The 17,944-nt window shown below is 45.5% G+C and carries 18 protein-coding genes and 1 tRNA gene; 16 read left to right on the top strand and 3 right to left on the bottom strand.

Annotated features, from left to right (window positions below; translation table 11 throughout):
* The first annotated feature begins 95 nt into the window (after nt 1-95).
* From D7D25_RS06015 to D7D25_RS05945, 16 genes are read left to right on the top strand one after another with little or no spacing between them, the layout of a single operon-like run.
* Nucleotides 96-368 carry a hypothetical protein gene (locus tag D7D25_RS06015; RefSeq protein WP_122968056.1) on the top strand — a complete coding sequence of 91 codons (273 nt, stop codon included), beginning with the start codon at nt 96-98 and terminating at the stop codon, nt 366-368.
* Nucleotides 369-380: 12 nt separating this feature from the next.
* Nucleotides 381-1,793: a hypothetical protein gene (locus D7D25_RS06010; protein WP_122968055.1), complete on the top strand. Its 1,413-nt coding sequence runs from the start codon at nt 381-383 to the stop codon at nt 1,791-1,793.
* Between the two features lie 11 nt (nt 1,794-1,804).
* The gene (locus tag D7D25_RS06005; protein ID WP_122968054.1) at nt 1,805-2,770 is read left to right on the top strand and encodes a DUF6712 family protein; all 966 of its coding nucleotides are present in this window, start codon (nt 1,805-1,807) and stop codon (nt 2,768-2,770) included.
* A 19-nt stretch (nt 2,771-2,789) separates the two neighbouring features.
* Nucleotides 2,790-3,941: a hypothetical protein gene (locus D7D25_RS06000; protein WP_122968053.1), complete on the top strand. Its 1,152-nt coding sequence runs from the start codon at nt 2,790-2,792 to the stop codon at nt 3,939-3,941.
* An 11-nt stretch (nt 3,942-3,952) separates the two neighbouring features.
* Nucleotides 3,953-4,402 (top strand): hypothetical protein, encoded by a 450-nt coding sequence (locus D7D25_RS05995; protein ID WP_122968052.1) that lies wholly within the window; start codon nt 3,953-3,955, stop codon nt 4,400-4,402.
* Nucleotides 4,399-7,461, top strand: coding sequence for a hypothetical protein (locus tag D7D25_RS05990; RefSeq protein ID WP_122968051.1), 3,063 nt, complete (start codon nt 4,399-4,401; stop codon nt 7,459-7,461). Before D7D25_RS05995 ends, D7D25_RS05990 begins: the two co-directional genes overlap by 4 nt.
* A 57-nt stretch (nt 7,462-7,518) precedes the next feature.
* Nucleotides 7,519-8,001 (top strand): hypothetical protein, encoded by a 483-nt coding sequence (locus D7D25_RS05985; protein ID WP_122968050.1) that lies wholly within the window; start codon nt 7,519-7,521, stop codon nt 7,999-8,001.
* A complete protein-coding gene (locus D7D25_RS05980) occupies nt 7,997-8,398 on the top strand; it encodes a DUF5675 family protein (RefSeq protein ID WP_122968171.1) in 402 nt (133 codons plus the stop codon). Before D7D25_RS05985 ends, D7D25_RS05980 begins: the two co-directional genes overlap by 5 nt.
* 6 nt (nt 8,399-8,404) lie before the next feature.
* Nucleotides 8,405-8,722: a hypothetical protein gene (locus tag D7D25_RS05975; RefSeq protein WP_122968049.1), complete on the top strand. Its 318-nt coding sequence runs from the start codon at nt 8,405-8,407 to the stop codon at nt 8,720-8,722.
* Nucleotides 8,683-8,895 carry a hypothetical protein gene (locus D7D25_RS17835; protein WP_148038863.1) on the top strand — a complete coding sequence of 71 codons (213 nt, stop codon included), beginning with the start codon at nt 8,683-8,685 and terminating at the stop codon, nt 8,893-8,895. Before D7D25_RS05975 ends, D7D25_RS17835 begins: the two co-directional genes overlap by 40 nt.
* A 43-nt stretch (nt 8,896-8,938) precedes the next feature.
* Nucleotides 8,939-9,127: a hypothetical protein gene (locus tag D7D25_RS05970; RefSeq protein ID WP_122968048.1), complete on the top strand. Its 189-nt coding sequence runs from the start codon at nt 8,939-8,941 to the stop codon at nt 9,125-9,127.
* Complete coding sequence (locus D7D25_RS05965) at nt 9,124-9,966, top strand: hypothetical protein (RefSeq protein ID WP_122968047.1); 843 nt, start codon at nt 9,124-9,126, stop codon at nt 9,964-9,966. Before D7D25_RS05970 ends, D7D25_RS05965 begins: the two co-directional genes overlap by 4 nt.
* Nucleotides 9,953-10,435, top strand: coding sequence for a hypothetical protein (locus D7D25_RS05960; RefSeq protein WP_122968046.1), 483 nt, complete (start codon nt 9,953-9,955; stop codon nt 10,433-10,435). The genes D7D25_RS05965 and D7D25_RS05960 overlap by 14 nt, the downstream gene beginning before the upstream one ends.
* Complete coding sequence (locus D7D25_RS05955) at nt 10,432-12,270, top strand: hypothetical protein (protein WP_122968045.1); 1,839 nt, start codon at nt 10,432-10,434, stop codon at nt 12,268-12,270. The genes D7D25_RS05960 and D7D25_RS05955 overlap by 4 nt, the downstream gene beginning before the upstream one ends.
* Nucleotides 12,271-12,299: 29 nt before the next feature.
* Nucleotides 12,300-14,843, top strand: coding sequence for a sialidase family protein (locus D7D25_RS05950; RefSeq protein WP_122968044.1), 2,544 nt, complete (start codon nt 12,300-12,302; stop codon nt 14,841-14,843).
* Between the two features lie 19 nt (nt 14,844-14,862).
* The gene (locus D7D25_RS05945; protein ID WP_255417212.1) at nt 14,863-15,072 is read left to right on the top strand and encodes a tyrosine-type recombinase/integrase; all 210 of its coding nucleotides are present in this window, start codon (nt 14,863-14,865) and stop codon (nt 15,070-15,072) included.
* Here D7D25_RS05945 and D7D25_RS05940 read toward each other — a convergent pair.
* From D7D25_RS05940 to radA, 3 genes are all read right to left on the bottom strand, one after another.
* A complete protein-coding gene (locus tag D7D25_RS05940) occupies nt 15,066-16,226 on the bottom strand; it encodes a site-specific integrase (RefSeq protein ID WP_122968042.1) in 1,161 nt (386 codons plus the stop codon). The two genes, D7D25_RS05945 and D7D25_RS05940, sit on opposite strands and share 7 nt — an antisense overlap.
* Before the next feature lie 151 nt (nt 16,227-16,377).
* A tRNA-Cys gene (locus D7D25_RS05935) sits at nt 16,378-16,451 on the bottom strand.
* A gap of 106 nt (nt 16,452-16,557) precedes the next feature.
* On the bottom strand, nt 16,558-17,925 hold the full coding sequence (gene radA / locus D7D25_RS05930) for a DNA repair protein RadA (protein WP_122968041.1): 1,368 nt from the start codon (nt 17,923-17,925) through the stop codon (nt 16,558-16,560).
* Nucleotides 17,926-17,944 lie beyond the last annotated feature (19 nt).

The following is a 17,944-nucleotide window of genomic DNA, read 5'->3' as shown; positions in this document are numbered from 1 at the left end:
GGGCGGTTTTTTTAATAGGCACTCACTCTTTTCGGTGGGTGCTTTTTTTGTCCTTTTTTCCCGCTGTCGATCAAACTAATTTTGATGTAAAAAAGATGGATCTGTATAAAGCGATTGCGGAAATGCGGAAATTAAGTAACAGGGGAGAGTGTTTCTCCTTTGCTTTCATGACGTTCAGCGCGACGAAAAGAAAAAGCCACGGGATCAGCGAGGTGAGGCGCGCCCGGTTGGCACCCCAGAATCGGGATGATAAACATCCGTGGAAAGATTACCTGCTCTATTTCGTCGATCTCGATACGAACGAGACGAAACGTTGCTATCAGCCGCTCCTGATGGAGTTCAATGGTGAAAAATTGGAACTGAATTAAATCACATAAATCATGAGTGAATCAAAACAGGAGGGAATGATCCCGGCAGAAAACCGCTCCGGCTCCGGATATGATCCCGAGAAACCAAAGCATTTAGGAGGAGTGAGTTTTGCGAAAGTCCAGACGGGAGTTTATGCGATAACCGGCCTTGACACGGAATATACCTTCTATGCGCCGTCGAGTAAATTTACCGGACCATGGGAACAGGAGAAGGTAATCTATGGAGGTGTGGAGATGGTGCCATACGGCTACAATAACAATATGCCGGCCGAAATGCGGGATTTGCTGGAGAAAAACAACCTCGCGCCGGGGATCCTCTCCCGGAAATTGGGATTGCAATACGGCCAGGGCCCGTTTCTCTATTCCCTGAAACTGGAGAATAACGAGATCCGGAAAGAATGGACGGAGGACAAGGAGATCCAGGCGTGGCTGGATTCATGGGATTACCGCCAATACGTGCGTGACGCGCTGATCGAGTTCAATCATTCCGGCGGTTTTTTTGCACGGTACCACTCCGCACGTAGCCGGCGGCTGGGCAAACCGTGGATCTCCCGGATAAAGGCATTGCATTCCACCGATTGCCGGATGGGTTATCCGGGGAAAGACAAGTCGCTGGATGACGTGGATACTTTTTACATTGGGAATTTCGAGAGCAATTATCCCAAGGAACTGGAGAAATACGCACGGTTCAACATGCAGGATCCGGGAAGATATCCGGTGTGCATGGATTACCATTCGCTCCGCAGTTGGGGACACAAATATTACAGCGTGGCATCGTTTCTGGGTGCCGTGCCATGGGTGAAACGGGCAAACGATCTTCCGGAGATCATACAGTATCTCACGGAGAACATGATCGCGGCAGCATACCACGTACATGTTCCACGGGAGTACTGGGAAGAGAAGTACGATAAACTGGTAGAACAGTATCCGGAGGAAAGCGAAAAAGAGATCGAGATCCGCATGCAGAAGTTGCGGGACGAACTGACCGAAACGATTGCGAAAGTGCTCTCCGGGAAAAAGAATACGGGAAAGTTCCTGGAGAGTATCGACTTTACGGATGACCAAGGCAATAGGTGCGTCTGGAAAGTAGAACAGATCGAAATGAACATCGACAAGTTTATCGAAGCGCAAAGTAAGATCTCCAATATCGCAGACAGCTCAACCACTTCCGGATTCGGATTGAATCCTGCATTGTCAAATATTATCATTGACGGTAAGGGTGACAGCGGCAGCCAAATGATTTACGCGCTGAAAATATTCTATGCGGCGGATACGCAGATCGCTGAAGATATAGTCTTTGAACCTATCAACCGTGCGTTCCGGATCAATTTCCCGGGGAAGAATATCGACATGGGGATATACCGCCTGGCAGTGAATAAGGAGAACAACGTGAGCGCCGGGGACCGGATGACAAACCAGATTTAATTTCTACGATCATGATTTTCAATAAAGACAATAAAGGGAATGAGGAGTTGCGGCGACTGACCGGCAACTACTATGCGAACAATGACTTCGCCAAGATTGAACAGGACATTGTCCTGGCGGAAGAGGAGCTGATAAAAATCATCGGTAGGAATGTTTTCAAACGTGCCGAAGATCATTATAAGAATCCGGATCAGGATCTCACTCCGGAGCAAAAAGAACTGGAGAATGATTTGTTGGAACGGGTGCAATTGCCGATTGCCATCTATGCCACGTTCATGATGTACCGGAAAAACGACGTCAGCCATGAGGATAGCGGCCGGAAAGTGAAAATGGATCCGGATAAAGAAAAGTTACCATGGCAATGGCAACTGGAACGGGATGATGAGATCCAAATGGAGAATTACTACCGTGCAGTGGATCGCTTGATTGACTGGATGGATGAAAAGGAGATCGCGGAATGGCTGGATACTCCGACGCGGAAGGCCATCAAAAAGCAGTTGATCCGGTCGGCCGAAGAGTTCGACAGCTATTATCCTATTGATAGGTCCAGCCGTTTTTTCGTGATGATATCCCCGTTCGTACGGGATGTGGAACGGAAATATATCCGTCCCACCCTGGGTAAAGAGCTGTATGAAAAATATTCAGGTCAAACCACGGATCCGGAACTCACGCCCGAAGAGGAGGAGTTGAAAGAATGGATCTATCCGGCCATCCCGTTGCTGGCCATGAGCATCGCGCTACGGCGGATGCCGCTGGCAGTCATCCCGTTCGGCGTGATCAGGAATTTCAAGGCCGAACAGCAGACGATGAACGCATCGGATCCGGCTACCATGGAAGAAATATTTGCCTTTTCGCGAGACCTGGAACAACAGGGAAAAGAGGCCATCGCCGATTTCAAGAATGAACGGAACGGGAAGGGGATCCTATTCCCGTTGCTTCCGAACAATCATCCGAGAAACAAATACATGAAGGTGTGAAAATGTTGAAAACGTAGTTATGGACGATCCTATTATTATTCTTCCGCCGCCATCGTGGTGGGGCACATTGCAAGGTCTCCCGGAAGTGAGTCTGAGCAGCATGTTCCCGGATCTTTACGCATCACCGGTATCAGACCCACGAGATTTCATCATCAAAAATGAAGCGGGGAACACGATATTGAGTGAAAGTTACAAGCCTTACAACTTCAGGTTAGAAATAAAAGGGCTGAAAGAGATCCTGTCGATGTATCTACGCAGGAAGAACCAGGAACTGGTGATCGGTGGCGAGAACACGCAAATTAAGGAGAATTTCCAGTTCATCCTGGGAGTGGATGGAACCAAAAGCTGCGATGTGATTTACAGCCGCATGAAATCGAACATCCCGGCCGAAAAATTCAAAGGAGATCTCTTCCTCACTACACAGTACCTGAAAAAAATCACCATGCCCGGAGGCAAGGAGTTTTTGACCTACTATTTTAAAAATACCGGTGTCCAGGTCAGTGCCCGGATGTACTACCTGCATAGCTCCGGCCAGATAATGAATACGCCTTATGTGTCGATAGAATCCGGTAAGACCGGATTTTTCGCATTCGACACATCTTTCAGTCGGATCAAAAGCTACTTCCCATCCATTGCGTCGGACAACTGCCTGTTCTACCGGGTAGGCAATGACAGCTACAACGTGGAATACCTGATCGATCGGAGCACCTACCCTAACCTCACCCAACTGGTATTTATGAACAGTTTCGGTGTTCCAGAAACATTGTATATCCGCGGTGAGGTGATCCAGAACGTCAATGCCTCTTTCGAAGAAGGTAAAGTGCACCATATTTCACGTAAGTGGAACCAGCGGGAGAATGAAACTTTTGAGGCCAGTACCGGCAAGATATTCCTCCGGGATGAATACCTGATGTGGCGGGATCTCTTCATGAGCCCCGATGTGTACATCTATGTGAACGGCACACCCCGGAAGGTTTTTGTGACGGAATCGAAAAACAGCATCAATCGGTTGAAAGGAATCAATAAATCACTGGTGTTTACTTTCCGTTTTGCCGACGAGAACGACACCTGGGATTATATGAGGTACCTGGAATGGATTCTGGAACACGGCGTATGGGATGACGAAGGCATCTGGATGGATAGCGGCCACTGGCTGGATGAACCGGAATAAAAAATACAGATATGGCGGAACCGACAAGAGAAGATATTGAATTCCTGTTCCAGGAAGAAGTCCTGAGCCAACATGGAGAGTTCGTGGTGGATTTGTTGCAGGATACCCTTGAGAAGAAAAAAATAATCTTTGAAGGGGATTTACATGACATCCTGGATTACGAGACTTTCAAACGCGGTATCCAAAGAGGTCTTCGTATCTCTTTCTTTGACTACGGTCGTTTCATTGAAATCCGGAAGCATAAAAAAAAGCCCTCTAAAATGGAAACGAATACCAACCAATTGATATGGGGAATTAAGGAAAATACCATGAAGAAAAAGCCAAAAGATGTGAGTTGGTATAGTAAGAACGTGTACGGAAGCTTGAACCGATTGATCGGGATTTTAATGTATGAGTTTACTGATTATGAGTTGGCACGCCTTAAGAAAATAATTACAAATAAAATTGAGACATCACTATGAGTTTGAGAATAGATCGGGCACAACTGGAGATCGTGATTGGCAACGATCAGGCACGCAAACGGATGCGTGAAATAGATGAGGAAGTAAAGGAGCTGAACAAAGAAATACGAAAACTGAAAAAGGAAGGAGAGGATACTTCCAAACAGGAACTTCAGGTTAAAAGGTTAATCCGGGAGTATGATAAATTAACTGATTCGATAGGATTAACAGGTAGTTCTATAAAAGAATTGCGTAGGCGTCAACGGGAACTGATCGCTATCCTTCAGAGCCTTCCGGGCGACAGTCCGTTATATAAACAATACCGTGAACAATTAGAAGCTATAAATGGGCGTCTTAAGGAATTAAACGTAAGCGCTCGAGATACTCAAAAGATACTGAATAATACCAGTAGTAAAGGTGGATTCCTTACCGTACTGAAAGGTGTTTTTGCCGGAAACCTGTTAACCAAAGGAGCAATGATGTTGAAAGATCTGGCAGTGAAAGCACGCGACTTTGTCCGTGAAGGTGTACAGATGGCTGCCGCATCCCAAGGCATTCAACATGCGTTTGAAAGGATTGCCGACCGGGACTACCTTGATTCGTTGCGGAGGCAGACCAAAGGGTTAGTGAGCGATCTAACTTTGATGAAATCGGCTGTTCGTGCCGAAAACTTTAATATTCCGCTCAAACAACTCGGGACATTGCTTGAATTTGCCCAGAATCGAGCCCGTGATACGGGTGAGAGCGTGGATTACTTGGTAGAGTCTATTATCAACGGTATCGGCCGAAAATCACCGCTCATTCTCGATAACCTGGGAATCTCTGCCGTTCGCCTGCAGGAAGAAGTGAAAAAGACAGGTGACTTTGTAGCAGCTGTCGGGAAAATCATTGAGGGTGAAATGGAGAAAGCGGGCCCCGCCATTGATACGGCCGCCGATGCTGCTACCCGGAAAAAAGTGGCATGGGAGAATTTACAGCTGGCGGTGGGCAATTTCTTTGTCGGATTCCGGTCAGGATGGGATGACTTCACTACTCGATTTGCAGAAGGACTGACAAAGTTGTTACAAGGCCAGGAAAAGGCATCTATTGCTTTCGATAATCAGATTAACAAAGTAGCTGATCTGAATGTGAATCTTTTCCCTCTTTTGGAACGTTACGAAGAATTGCAGGAAAAATCTATATTGTCAACCGAAGAACAAACCGAACTAAACCGGATCATGCAGACTATTTCGCAAACCATTCCGGGTGTAATATCAGAATTTGACAAATACGGTAATATACTCTCGATCAATACTGACAAGGTATATGATTTCATTGAGGCGGAGAAAGCCAAACTGGAAGTGCTTAACAGAGACCGACTCCGAGAATACCGAAAAGAGTTGGAAGAAGTGGAGAAGCAGTTGGAATTATTGAATAAACAGCAGGCAGCAGGTGGGAAAACGGTTGCGATCCCCGGTGGAGGTACATTTGCACAGCCTTCATACGTGATTGATCCAAGCACGATCGGGGAGGTAGAGGCAGAGATACAAAAGTTGGGACAGCAAAAACTGGGTCTGGAAGAACTAATTCAGGATCTATCGGGACAAACCACTGAACAAATGCTTCAGGATCTGGAGAAGAGAAAGGAAGCACAGAATAATTTCAATAAAATGGATAAGATCCAGCTAGAAACATGGATTAAAAATAATGAAGAAACTGCGAGCGAATACCTTGAAATTGCACAACGTGTCTATAATAACAGATTTGCTTCCACCACAGAAACGGTCGATGGCAATAATAAAACAACAAAAACTGACAAAAAAGAAAAAGATCCCTTTCAGGAAGAATTGAAGCTGTTGAAAGAAAATCAGAAACGAGAAATCCTCGAATTAAAACAGGGTTTATTGGAGAAAGAAGCTACCGAAGAAGAATTCAGGGATGAATCATATAAAAAGGAGTCGGCTCATCTCATTGAAATGAGAGCCCTGTATGAAAGCTATGGACAGGACACGGTTGATATCGATATGCAGATCACCGACCGGTTGATAGCTGAAGCTAACCGTCGGTACAAACTCGAACAGGAAGCCGAGAAAAAAAACCAGGAAGAGATCGCCGCAATTGAAAAGGATGCTGCTGATACCAAAGCAAAAGAAGAAGAGGACCGGTTAAAAGAAATTGAAGAGCGCCGACGTGAGATTATGGACGGTATTGGCGATGAGTACACGGATTTATATGAGTTTCTCTACGGTCTAAACGTAGAGTGGCTCAATGATTTTCTTGATAAGTGGGGTGTAGAGGCTTCAAAAATCGCCGAGACCGGAGCAAATATTATTAATGCCGCTGTCAACTTCAACAGAGCTGAAGAAATGGCTATCGAACGTCGCTACAATAAAATGATCCAGGCGGCCGGGAATAACAGTCGGAAAGTTCAGCAGTTGGAAGAAGAAAAGGAAAAGAAACTGCACGAGGTCCGGGCAAAGTATGCCGATAAGCAATTCATCCTCACCGTCGCCCAGGTAATTGCTTCTACCGCTGTGAGCGCCATGGAAGCATTCAAAGCGATGGCGGGAATCCCCGTGGTAGGTCCGGCGTTGGGTGCCGTGGCTGCCGCTGCCGCCGTGGCGTATGGTGCCAGCCAGATCGCCGTGGCAAAACAACAGCGGGATGCGGCCAAAGAAGGATATCGTACCGGAGGATATACCGGCCGGGGTGATGACCGCGACGAGGCGGGTGTGGTGCACCGCAATGAGTTCGTGAATACGGCCGATGCCGTGAGAAACCCGCATGTGAAACGTTTCCTTGACGTGTTCGATGTGGCCCAAAAGAACGGTACCATCCGGATGCTGAACACCACACAGATCCTGGAACGGGCAAAACTGGCAAACAATGCACCGGCCAGACAGGCGGCGGTTGACAATTCACCCGCTCCGTCAGCGGATTTGGAAACAATTGAAACTTTGAACCGATTACGGGATAGTGTAGACCGTTTTACAGAAAAATTGGATATTCCTATCAAAACATATACGGTGATCCACGGTACCCAAGGAGCGCGGCGACAGAATGAGCTGTATGACCGCATCATGAAAAACGCGCGTTTGTAAAGGGCATTTCCAATGTCCTTTTTTTTGTGTCCATGCCAAGCTAATTTTGAAATAAAAATGAAAATCGATTACAGCATGGATATCTTCCTCGATCGAATTAAAGAATTCTACTGGCTATTGCTCACGGCATTGTTCTCCGTATTTTCTCCGGTCAAACACGCGCTCATCTTTTTGATGATCGCTTTCATGTTCAACATCATCTCCGGGATCATTACCGATGTGCATGTGAACCGGGCGCCGTTCAGCCTGAAAAAAGCATTCAACGCTTTTACCCAACTGTTGTTCTACGCGGTATGCGTGGTGTTTCTCGACTATGGTGCGAGACTGATGGGAGATGCCGATATCGGTATTACTGCTGTCAAATGGCTTACCTATATTGTCGTTTATTTCTACCTCACTAATATCTTTCGGAATGCACGGCTGGTATATCCTAAATCTGCCGCAATCAATTTCATATACGATCTCTTGTCAACGGAGATATTCAGCCGGCTCAAAGATATGATCGGAATCAAAAATAATAAGGATTATCAAAATGATTAAACTGAGATTAGAACGATTCTTTTTTGGTGATAAGTACACCGTCGGCCGGTTATTCATCGATGATAAATATTTTTGCGATACGTTGGAGGACCGTGTGCGTGACCTGGCCAGTGAAGAAAAAGTATATGGTGAAACAGCTATTCCGGCCGGAACCTATGAGGTACGTGTTACCTGGTCGCCGAAATTCAAACGGAACCTTCCGCTGTTGATGGGTGTCCCTCACTTCACCGGGATAAGGATCCACCGGGGAAATTATCCGAAAGATACCCTCGGGTGCATCTTGGTAGGTGAGAACAAAGTTAAAGGCGGGGTGATTAATTCTACGCAATATGAACTCCTGCTCACAAAAATACTGAGTGGCAAAAAATCTGAAATCGAGATAATCAATAAAAAATGAGATATTATGCTTTTATATACTGTATTGGGATTGCTCTTTGTGTTGGTATTGGTCTTAACGGCTGTCGAGCAAAGAAAAGCCTCCAGAGAGTGGAAGAAACTGCAACACGAACTGAACGGGTTGAGAGATCTGTGGATTCATCACGAGTTGAACAAAGAGAAACAAATCGTGGAGAAGATCGGAGATCCGAAGCCGAACGATCTTACATCCGAACGACCGAATACGATTCTTCCGGGATTGTACGAAGAGTATCTGAAGAATGGCGGGACCGACGATCCGCTGACGTGGCTGTACGGGACAACATCTCCGAGACCATTTCCGTGACCGGCTCTGAAACGGTAAAAACAGAGCGGGACAGCAGCTCTGTCGTGGTGAAAGAAAAATCGCATACGCAGGCAGACAGCCGGCCGGTACAGGGCTTTGAATGGGTGTGGGTGATCGTCGGATTAGTGATAGCAGTCGCGGCTATTCTATTTATCCGGCAAAAAGTAAAATAACGGAGGCGCTTATTTAAGTTTTACCCTGAAAATTGGAATAACGATGAAGATCAATCTTTTTTTCCTGATAAAAATTGCCTGGTACTACTCCATCTTTCAATTGATGAGAAGTCTGACTGACCACATCACCGATAAGGACGCCCGTGAGTTGATCGACTACTGGGAGGTGGTATACCAAATGAAAATCCGGAAGACCTTTAAAAACAAAAGCAGAAAACTGTTTGGCGAATGAGTAAAATACTTGAAATACCGGAGATGTGGGAGGAGCTGGCACCTGATCAGTTCGCATACCTGTTGCGCCTGGTGTTCGAAGCGAAACCGGATGAAGTGACTATACACGACCTTTTGCTGAAGTTCGCCGATTATTTGCTCGGTGAAAAGCAGTTCATCGCCCCGGATAAACGCACCCAGTATTACAAACTGGTGAACGATGTGGCCGGTACCATGGACTGGATCTTTGCCAGGGATGAAGATGATAACTTCCTACTGAACTTCGAGACAACGTATAACCTGCTTCCGGAACTTGCCGGTTACCTTGGCCCTCAAAGCCATGGGAGCGACCTCACGTTTGGTGAATACAAGGCAGCCGTGGATATGATGAACCGGTACTCACAAGAAAAAGATCTCTTTTTCCTTGATGCCCTTTGCGGGATCCTGTACCGGAAGCCGGCACTGAAGAAACTCAATCCGGAGGGGATCACCATGCGGGAAAATTTTTCGAAGCACAAAATCGACCGGTACGCCCGCAACTTCGAAAAGGTTCCGGAATACCTGAAATGGGGTGTGTACCTCTGGTTTGCCTATTTCAACCGGTACCTGATAGAGGGAGGCCCTTTCATTATCGACGGTAATACGCTGAGTTTTGAATCTCTTTTTGAGCGGGACGATACCACCGATGGAGCGGAAAAGGATCAGGCCATCGGGTTGATGAGCATCGTATTTACCCTGGCTGACAGCGGCACGTTCGGCAATGTATCGCAGACGGAAGAGGCCCTGTTATTTCCCGTACTGATGAAGCTGCTGCACGACAAACAAATGTTTGAAAAATTGAAACGAAATGATCGGAATTAAAGAATTAAGAAATACGTTTAGCGAATTGGCCGCGGAGGTGAACAGCGAACTGGATGATGACCTGTTGCCGTTCGCAGTGAAACGGGTTATTGTGTCTCCCACGGAAAAGCACCTGGTCAATAAACTAAAAGACAAGCCGGGAGTGATCCTGGCATTCCGGATGCCGAGTGCCGATACCGATATTGTGAGCGGTGACAATTACGGGGAAATTAATAAAATGCTTTTTTACATCATAGAGAAAGTGGATCCGGGTTCGCAAAGCGATGAGCAGGAACTGGATCATTACAACCAGCTGCAGCTGATCACGTCGGCATTCAAACTGAAATTGCTCGACCGGTTGATGGGCAATGATTTCTGCCGTACCGACAATGAGCTGGCCAAGGCATTCCACACGGAATACGAATATCAGGAATTCGGCGGATGGAACGGCCTGAGTGTGAGTTTCGACATCAAAGATTATGAACTATGACCGAATTATTTGTCAATAATGAACAGGTGACGCTTCCGGATAAATTCAGCACGGAAGTGATCGAGGGGAATCCTTTCATCAACCCGATCGGGGAGACGTCGCTTGACATCACGTGTTCGTTACTGGAACCGGCAAACGCTTATATATTCGGGTACCTGCATCGGACCAATTCGAAAAAAGACATCTCCCAATCACTTGACTGCAAATTGCTGGTCGATGCTACTGAGTATTACGGAAAATGCATTATACTGGAGTTTTCGGACGAAGAGGTGAAGTTCCAACTGGTTTTTAAAAATAGCATCTTCACCTATGCGATAAGTGAAGATCTGGAACTCCGCCACCTAAACCTTGGAACGGCTGTCATCAATCCAGGCGAAATTATATCGAACTTCGACAAAACCTATCCGGAAGTGGATTTTCAGTTGCTGATGGTCTATAATCCGGATATTACTTACAGTTTCGCGGGATTTCAGTTGGTGGATGGCGACCTGCTGAACCGGCTCACTTATGTGTGGAACGGTACGACGCATCTGCTTACCTATGGCTTGGACGGAGAGAATGTAAATCTAAATGGCATGTTCGCGAACGGAGATCTCCGTATCAAGAAGGTATTATACAGTCCGCAACCTTATCTATCCGCGATCGTAAAAAAGATAATCAACGCGCTGGGATTCCAGTTGGGAGTAAATGAGATTACGGAACATCCGGTGTATAAATACGCCATCATCGTGAACGGCGCCACATCATTACATTACTCGGACATGCTTCCGGACTGGACTGTAAAGAAATTCATCGAACAGGTACAGATCTGGCAGAACTGCCGGTTCATCTACAATTCCATAACCGGTGTGGTAGATATCCGCTACAATCATCGCAATTCGCAGAACCCGACCTATACCGAACTGGAAGTACTCGATGATTTCTCCGGTGCCTCAGAGGAAGAAGATCCGGTGATGAACCGCCAGCGGAATATCGAATACAACCTTCCGGATACGGACGGATATAAATATACCCGCATCGATCAAAAGATCTTGGAAGAGTTCCCGAATGTAGGGATGAGCGCCGGCACATTACAAGCTGCGGTTACAGCACTGATGGCAAATGGCAATCCGTCGTGGATCTATTATTTTGATAATTCAGATCCATTGCTGATCATGCAGGGAGGGATGCCCAAAATCGTGCATGAATACCCAATGTTACAGAACAACCCCGATACCGACAGCGCCGACGAGACGCTGGATATCGTGCCGGCCGAAATGAAGCTGATCACGTTCTACGTACGCGATCGGTCGAGTAACGCCACATCCAGTTGGGTTTACACCATGGTACCGGTCAACCGGGAATCTTCCATCCTGTTGACAGATATCGATGATACCCAGCATAGCATGCCGGTAGACGACGCAATACAAGATCCGTCATCAATCACCGGAGATAAGGAGACCAGCGAAGTAATGCAAATCGTACTTTACAGCGGGTACAGGAATGCTGAAGTTAAGGGTGCTTTCGTATCGATGGAAGGACTTCCGGAACCCTATACCCGTTCGGTTTCAGATATCTACCCCGACGGAGGATTTCACACGCTTGTTTCAACCACCCCGCAGGTGGACAATCTCCTGTCGCTCGACCATCTCAACAGACACCTTTATGAGCAGGAATTAGAAATAGATCCTTCGAAGCGCTATCGTTTCCGTTTCTTCCGTCCCATGCGTGACCTAGATATCACTGATATTTTCGTGATCAATGGTGAGTATTACCGCGCCTACCAATTTCATAAAACCATCACCAGTGACGGCATGGATGAAGTCATTGAAGGGGAATTTTACAAACTAAAATAGAGTACTAACGATTAAATTACATAAGAGATATGGCAATTGAATTAGAACAAATACAACCTTGGGATGGACAATCCGGTACTGGCTCCGATGCCCGGGTTGTGATTGACGGCAATTTCGAGAAGATTAAAAACGAATTAGAAACTGTCGATTCCAAGCTGGAGGAAACTAATGAACAAATAGTTCAATTAGCGGGCGAGAAGGTGAGTTCTGAAAATATTATTCATTCTGTTTTTGAACGTGTTGATTTTTCAAATAATAGCCCAACATTGCCTGATGGATTCACTATCGAGAATGGAAGCCTTGTGTTTACAAAAGCAGCCGGAATGAGCGGTAATAAAACAGCAATTATTCCTTTAAATATCCCAAATCGATGGAAAGCAGGTAAATACATATCAATGCGTGGAGCGTCTGTTTTTGGTAATGAATCAAGTATTACTTTGACATTTCATAACTCAGCCGGAACAGCGATGATAAATCAGCTTATAGGAGCGATTCCTAAAAGTGGTTCAAGAATAAAAGCAATAGTCAATGCTTATGATTCGTCAACTAAACAGGTCAAGTTGAATGTGTCTATTAATTCGACAGCATTGTCAACAGGGGCGAAGGTTTATCTCAATGATGTAGTTTTAACAGATGTCGCGATTAATGATTTTAGGGGCTTAATCCAAGTCATATCTAATCCTGCACTTTTATCTGAAACAATACAATCGGTATCAACCGTGTCAACAGATTTGGATAAAGTAGAGAATTCGCTGGACGGGATAGAAATAATTACTGATTCAAAAGATCAAGTTAATATTCCCGATAGAGCAATTTCCAATTTTGGCGGAGGGGAAGCTGTCGTAACAGGTTATACTTCAAGCAACTATTTAGACATTAGTGGAGTTGACAGGATAGAAATGTGGGCGTCGATCACCAACTTTGCAACGGGCTATTGCCCGATTCTATTTTATAAAAATGCATCTACTGCAGGATATCTGAGCGCCTTAACTCCTATTTTTCATCGTAAAATGCCTTATGTTGGTTATCGTGAAGCATTCAAAGAAGCAACGCATATTAGAGTGAGTTGCTTGACAGCTGACATTTCAACTTTTTATCTAAGATTGATAAAAGGCAGCACCTCTTCGTTCTACGAGGTGTCAAATGAAGGCATCTTGGCTAAATCTGTCGAATGGGTTCAAAAACATAAACCGTCTGTGAAAGTGGCAAATATTGGCAGTTTTTCTGTCAGAAAAATAGTTGACAATCCGGTGAAGATTGACAATGTAAACACTTACATGAAAGATTATGAGCCGATTAATCGTGATTTAAGGCGACCGATAGGGAAAGTCGTTGTTACTGATACTTATCTGAGCAAGCCCGAAATATGGCATATCGGAAAATATACAGGAAAAATATACTGTAGTGGCTCCGATTATGGTGGACTGTATTGCGCCAACAATTGGGGTGATTTTCTTTCAGGAAACATCGTTAAAATAAGTACCAATAATGTGTATGCAGGTATTGTCGGCGTTAGAGAAATGCAAAATGGCGAATTAGTTATTATGGGAGGAAATGCTTTAACCGGTGGTGAAATAGATGCTCGGTGTGGCGTTTATGTTTCTGCAGGATGGAAGACGGCAAGCATGACCAATACGCCAGTAGCATTTACAATAAAACAGGCATGGCAAAGCAAAAGAAATGCACCTCAGGATGCTTGGGGGTTTCACGTAGTTGGGAATCAAGTTCTTGTTTCAGAATATTCTGTTTCAGGTACAACTTTTGAGAATAGTTACGTATATTATTCGAAAGATTTCGGACAAACGTTTTCAGCTATTTTCGACATTGAAACTCAATTTGGAAATTCAAATAATCGCGTTCCGGCAACTAATTATCAACACATTCACGGATGCACCATAGACCCTTATTGGAGCAGGTTATGGGTGTTTCCCGGAGAAAGCGCTGTCAATCAACAAGTAATTTCATATTCGGATGATGAAGGTGTGACGTGGACCCATCTCTCTACGACATATATGGAAAAGATGCTTACTGTCGGGAATTATCAGGCAATGAAATATTGCGCTGCTCATGCATTAGATACAGGTATTCTAATGGGAACGGACAGCCAGCCAAATGGTATGTGGAGATTCAACCGAATTAATCGTAACATGATTTCAGGCAGTCAAGCTGATTGCATTGAAGAAGCTAAACGATATGATTTGCAAATAACCAACTCAAGCACCGGTTATAGTGGTCACGAACGGACAATTACTCACATTATGGGACATATGACAAGGGTCATGGATGATAATTCAGCTTATCCGGTTATTGTGTGCTCCCCAATGGTTGGATTATACTCTAATATCGGAACCCCTGACCAATCCGGATTAGTGCATATCAGTTATGACGGCGTTAGATTCTGGGAGATTTGGCGCGAAACTGACGCCGCATTCAAAGCACCTGAAAATTTCAAGGATAATAATATGAAGGCCTTCGCATATAAAGACGGAACGATTTATATTATTGCAAAGTATTATGATGGCGGCGCTGTAAGGAATAGGATTGTAAAAGGAGTTTTGCCTGAAGCTTATTGAGAGAACAGTTGGAACCGAGGTGATTCGAAAGAAAATCCCTAAATGGGAATTGGTTTCATCGCACACAGCCCGCAGGAGTTTCGCAACAAACATGTTTCTTCAGAATATACCAACGTACCGAATAATGCTCATCACAGGCCATAAGAGTGAGAGTTCTTTTTTTAAGTACATCCGTGTCACCCGTGAAGAGAACGCAGCCACGCTGGCCGGACATTTGTTCTTTCAATGAGCAAACCCATCAAAACATTTAACCCCTTCCTGTTTACTTTCATCCAGCACGTGGGCATAGATCATTGTTTCAGAAAGCGAACTATGGCCTAATATTTTCTGCAGTGCCGTGATATCTTTTGTCTTTGCCAGAAAATAAGTGGCGAAAGTATGTCGGCCGGCTTTGTGGGTGATCGGCTTTCGGATCTCCAACTCTGCAGCAATATCTTTCAGGTACCGGTTCATGGTCTGATCGGCCGGGAGATCCTGGAAAATCTTTCCTTTCTTTCGTAGGCCAACCACATTCCGGATAATCATTTTCAATGTTTCAGATACCGGCACCAAAATGGGTTCAGGTTTCGAATTCCGGTTCTTTACGCGATAATAAACAAATGATTCCTCCGTGAATTGTTCAAGAGACAGGTTCCGGGCATCGGTGACGTGTAACGATGAAAAACACATGAACAGGAAAAATTCCAGTGTCCGGTGGTATTTCGACTCAAAAACACCGGTTTTATAGGCATCCATCAATATTTTCAATTCATCTTCCCTGAGATAGGTGTAACTTGCCTTTCCTCGTTTTATTTTGAAATTCACAAAAGGATTTTCATCCATATATCCCATCTTCCAAGCGGCTAATATGTATTTTTTGAAAATAGCCATGTTTTTACCAGTTGTGTTATCGTTGTTTCCGCAGTTCTTCCTGAGATGTATGTAATACCGGTGTAGCCAGTCCTCTGTGATATCATCGAAATGGAGATTGGGTTGCCACTCCTGCACCTTCTTTATAACAACGTTATGCGTATTGATAGTCGATAGTTCGTTCCCGAAATTGAGGTTCCGTTTATTTGCTTTGATAAAATCAAAGAATGTGGCATAGTCGGATGGACGGTTGTACGCTCGCAGAAAAGCATCACGGGTAAGTTTTTTATTCTTCAGTCGGTATGTTACGAACACATTATTGATCCGGGCACGGATGTTCTCGATAAGCTGATTCTTGTCTTCATGATCAGGATCTGATGATTTTATACGCATCTTTTTCGGATCCCAATTCTTTTTTGCACATCTTACTTTCGCGGAGAAGTGAACACGGCCACGGTTCACATAGAAGTCAAACCAAACAACACCTTCATTGCTTGTTTTGTATTCGCGCAGGTATATCTTCAGATTTACCATAGCGGTATGTTTTTGAGTAGTTTTTTTGCACCGGTGGGCAAACGGTCTACATAGTTATGACAATAATGTGTTTTTCGATTACGGGTTGAGTCCTGATTATCTAAAAGATAAACGGAACCGGCTATTGTCAATTTCACCGGTTCCGTGACGATGGAGGTACCTGGCGGATTCGAACCGCCGTCAACGGTTTTGCAGACCGGTGCCTAACCACTCGGCCAAGGTACCAATTGTCCTCAAAGAGACTGCAAAGGTAGGATATTTTTTTGACTTATAAAAAGATTCCCCCTCTTTTTCCATTCCCCGATCAATCTTTCCCGGTCAATCCGGTTTTTCAAGAAAAAAGCAGCCTGAAAGCGTCACTCACCCTTTTCACCTGCTGAATATCGATCTTCATCTTCTTATTGAATCCTTTCAGGTTGTTGAAAGGCACAAGAATACGGGAAAAGCCCAGTTTTTCGGCCTCCTGGATACGCTGTTCTATCCGATGTACAGGCCGGATCTCGCCCGACAAACCAACCTCACCACAGAGACAGGTCTGGTTTTCGATTGTCATATCAAGGCTGGAGGAGAGCACAGCACTGATCACCGCGAGATCCATACCAGGGTCGCTTACTCGCAAACCGCCGGCAATATTAAGAAACACATCTTTTTGTGCCAGTTTGAACCCTGCCCGCTTTTCCAGCACAGCCAACAGCATATTCATCCGCCGGATATCAAATCCGGTAGCGGAACGTTGTGGCGTACCGTACGCGGCACTACTTACCAAAGCCTGGGTTTCGATCAGAAAAGGACGAACACCCTCAACCGCCGCGGCGATAGCCACACCACTCAGGCCATCATGGTTCCGGGTAAGCAGCAGCTCCGACGGATTAGTCACCTCGCGCAATCCCGACCGGTTCATCTCATAAATAGCCAACTCCGCCGTACTTCCAAACCGATTCTTGACGCCGCGAAGGATACGGTACATATAATGCTGGTCGCCTTCAAACTGTAACACCGCGTCCACCATATGTTCCAGTATTTTAGGGCCGGCTATGCTGCCCTCCTTGGTGATATGGCCGATAAGTAAGACAGGCGTAGCTGATTGTTTGGCAAATTTGAGGAGCAACGAGGCACACTCGCGCACCTGTGAAATACTGCCGGGAGACGATTCCAGCGCCTCGCTGTAAATGGTCTGTACCGAGTCGATGATCAACAATTGCGGCGACACTTTCCTTACATGCTTGAAGATTTCATCGAGGTTAGTCTCACACACGATCAGACAATCATCATTTTGTATACCGATCCGGTCGGCACGCAGCTTTAACTGACCTGCGCTCTCTTCACCCGAGACATAGAGAGACTTCACGCCAGAGAGCTTCAAAACAGTTTGGAGCACCAGTGTCGATTTTCCGATGCCGGGCTCTCCCCCGATCAGCACAACGGAGGCGGGAACCAATCCTCCTCCCAGCACACGGTTCAGCTCCCCGTCGTTCATATCGATTCTCGGCAGTTCGTCGGCTTTGATCTCGCTCAGCGTCACCGGTGCGCTTTTCACTTCCCTGAAGGAACGGGTATCTTCCTGTTTGGAAGGGGTATCCTTGCGGACCAGTTCTTCTATGAAAGTAGACCATTCGCCGCAAGCGGGACATTTCCCCATCCACTTGGGAGATTCATACCCGCAACTGGAGCAAAAATAGACAGATTTCAGTTTCGCCATGCAGTTATTGTTTAGAAAG

It is taken from the genome of Proteiniphilum sp. X52, assembly GCF_003712195.1.
Lineage (GTDB): Bacteria > Bacteroidota > Bacteroidia > Bacteroidales > Dysgonomonadaceae > Proteiniphilum.
The sequence above is the reverse complement of the archived record's forward strand: the minus strand, read 5'-3'. Positions and strand labels throughout refer to the sequence as shown.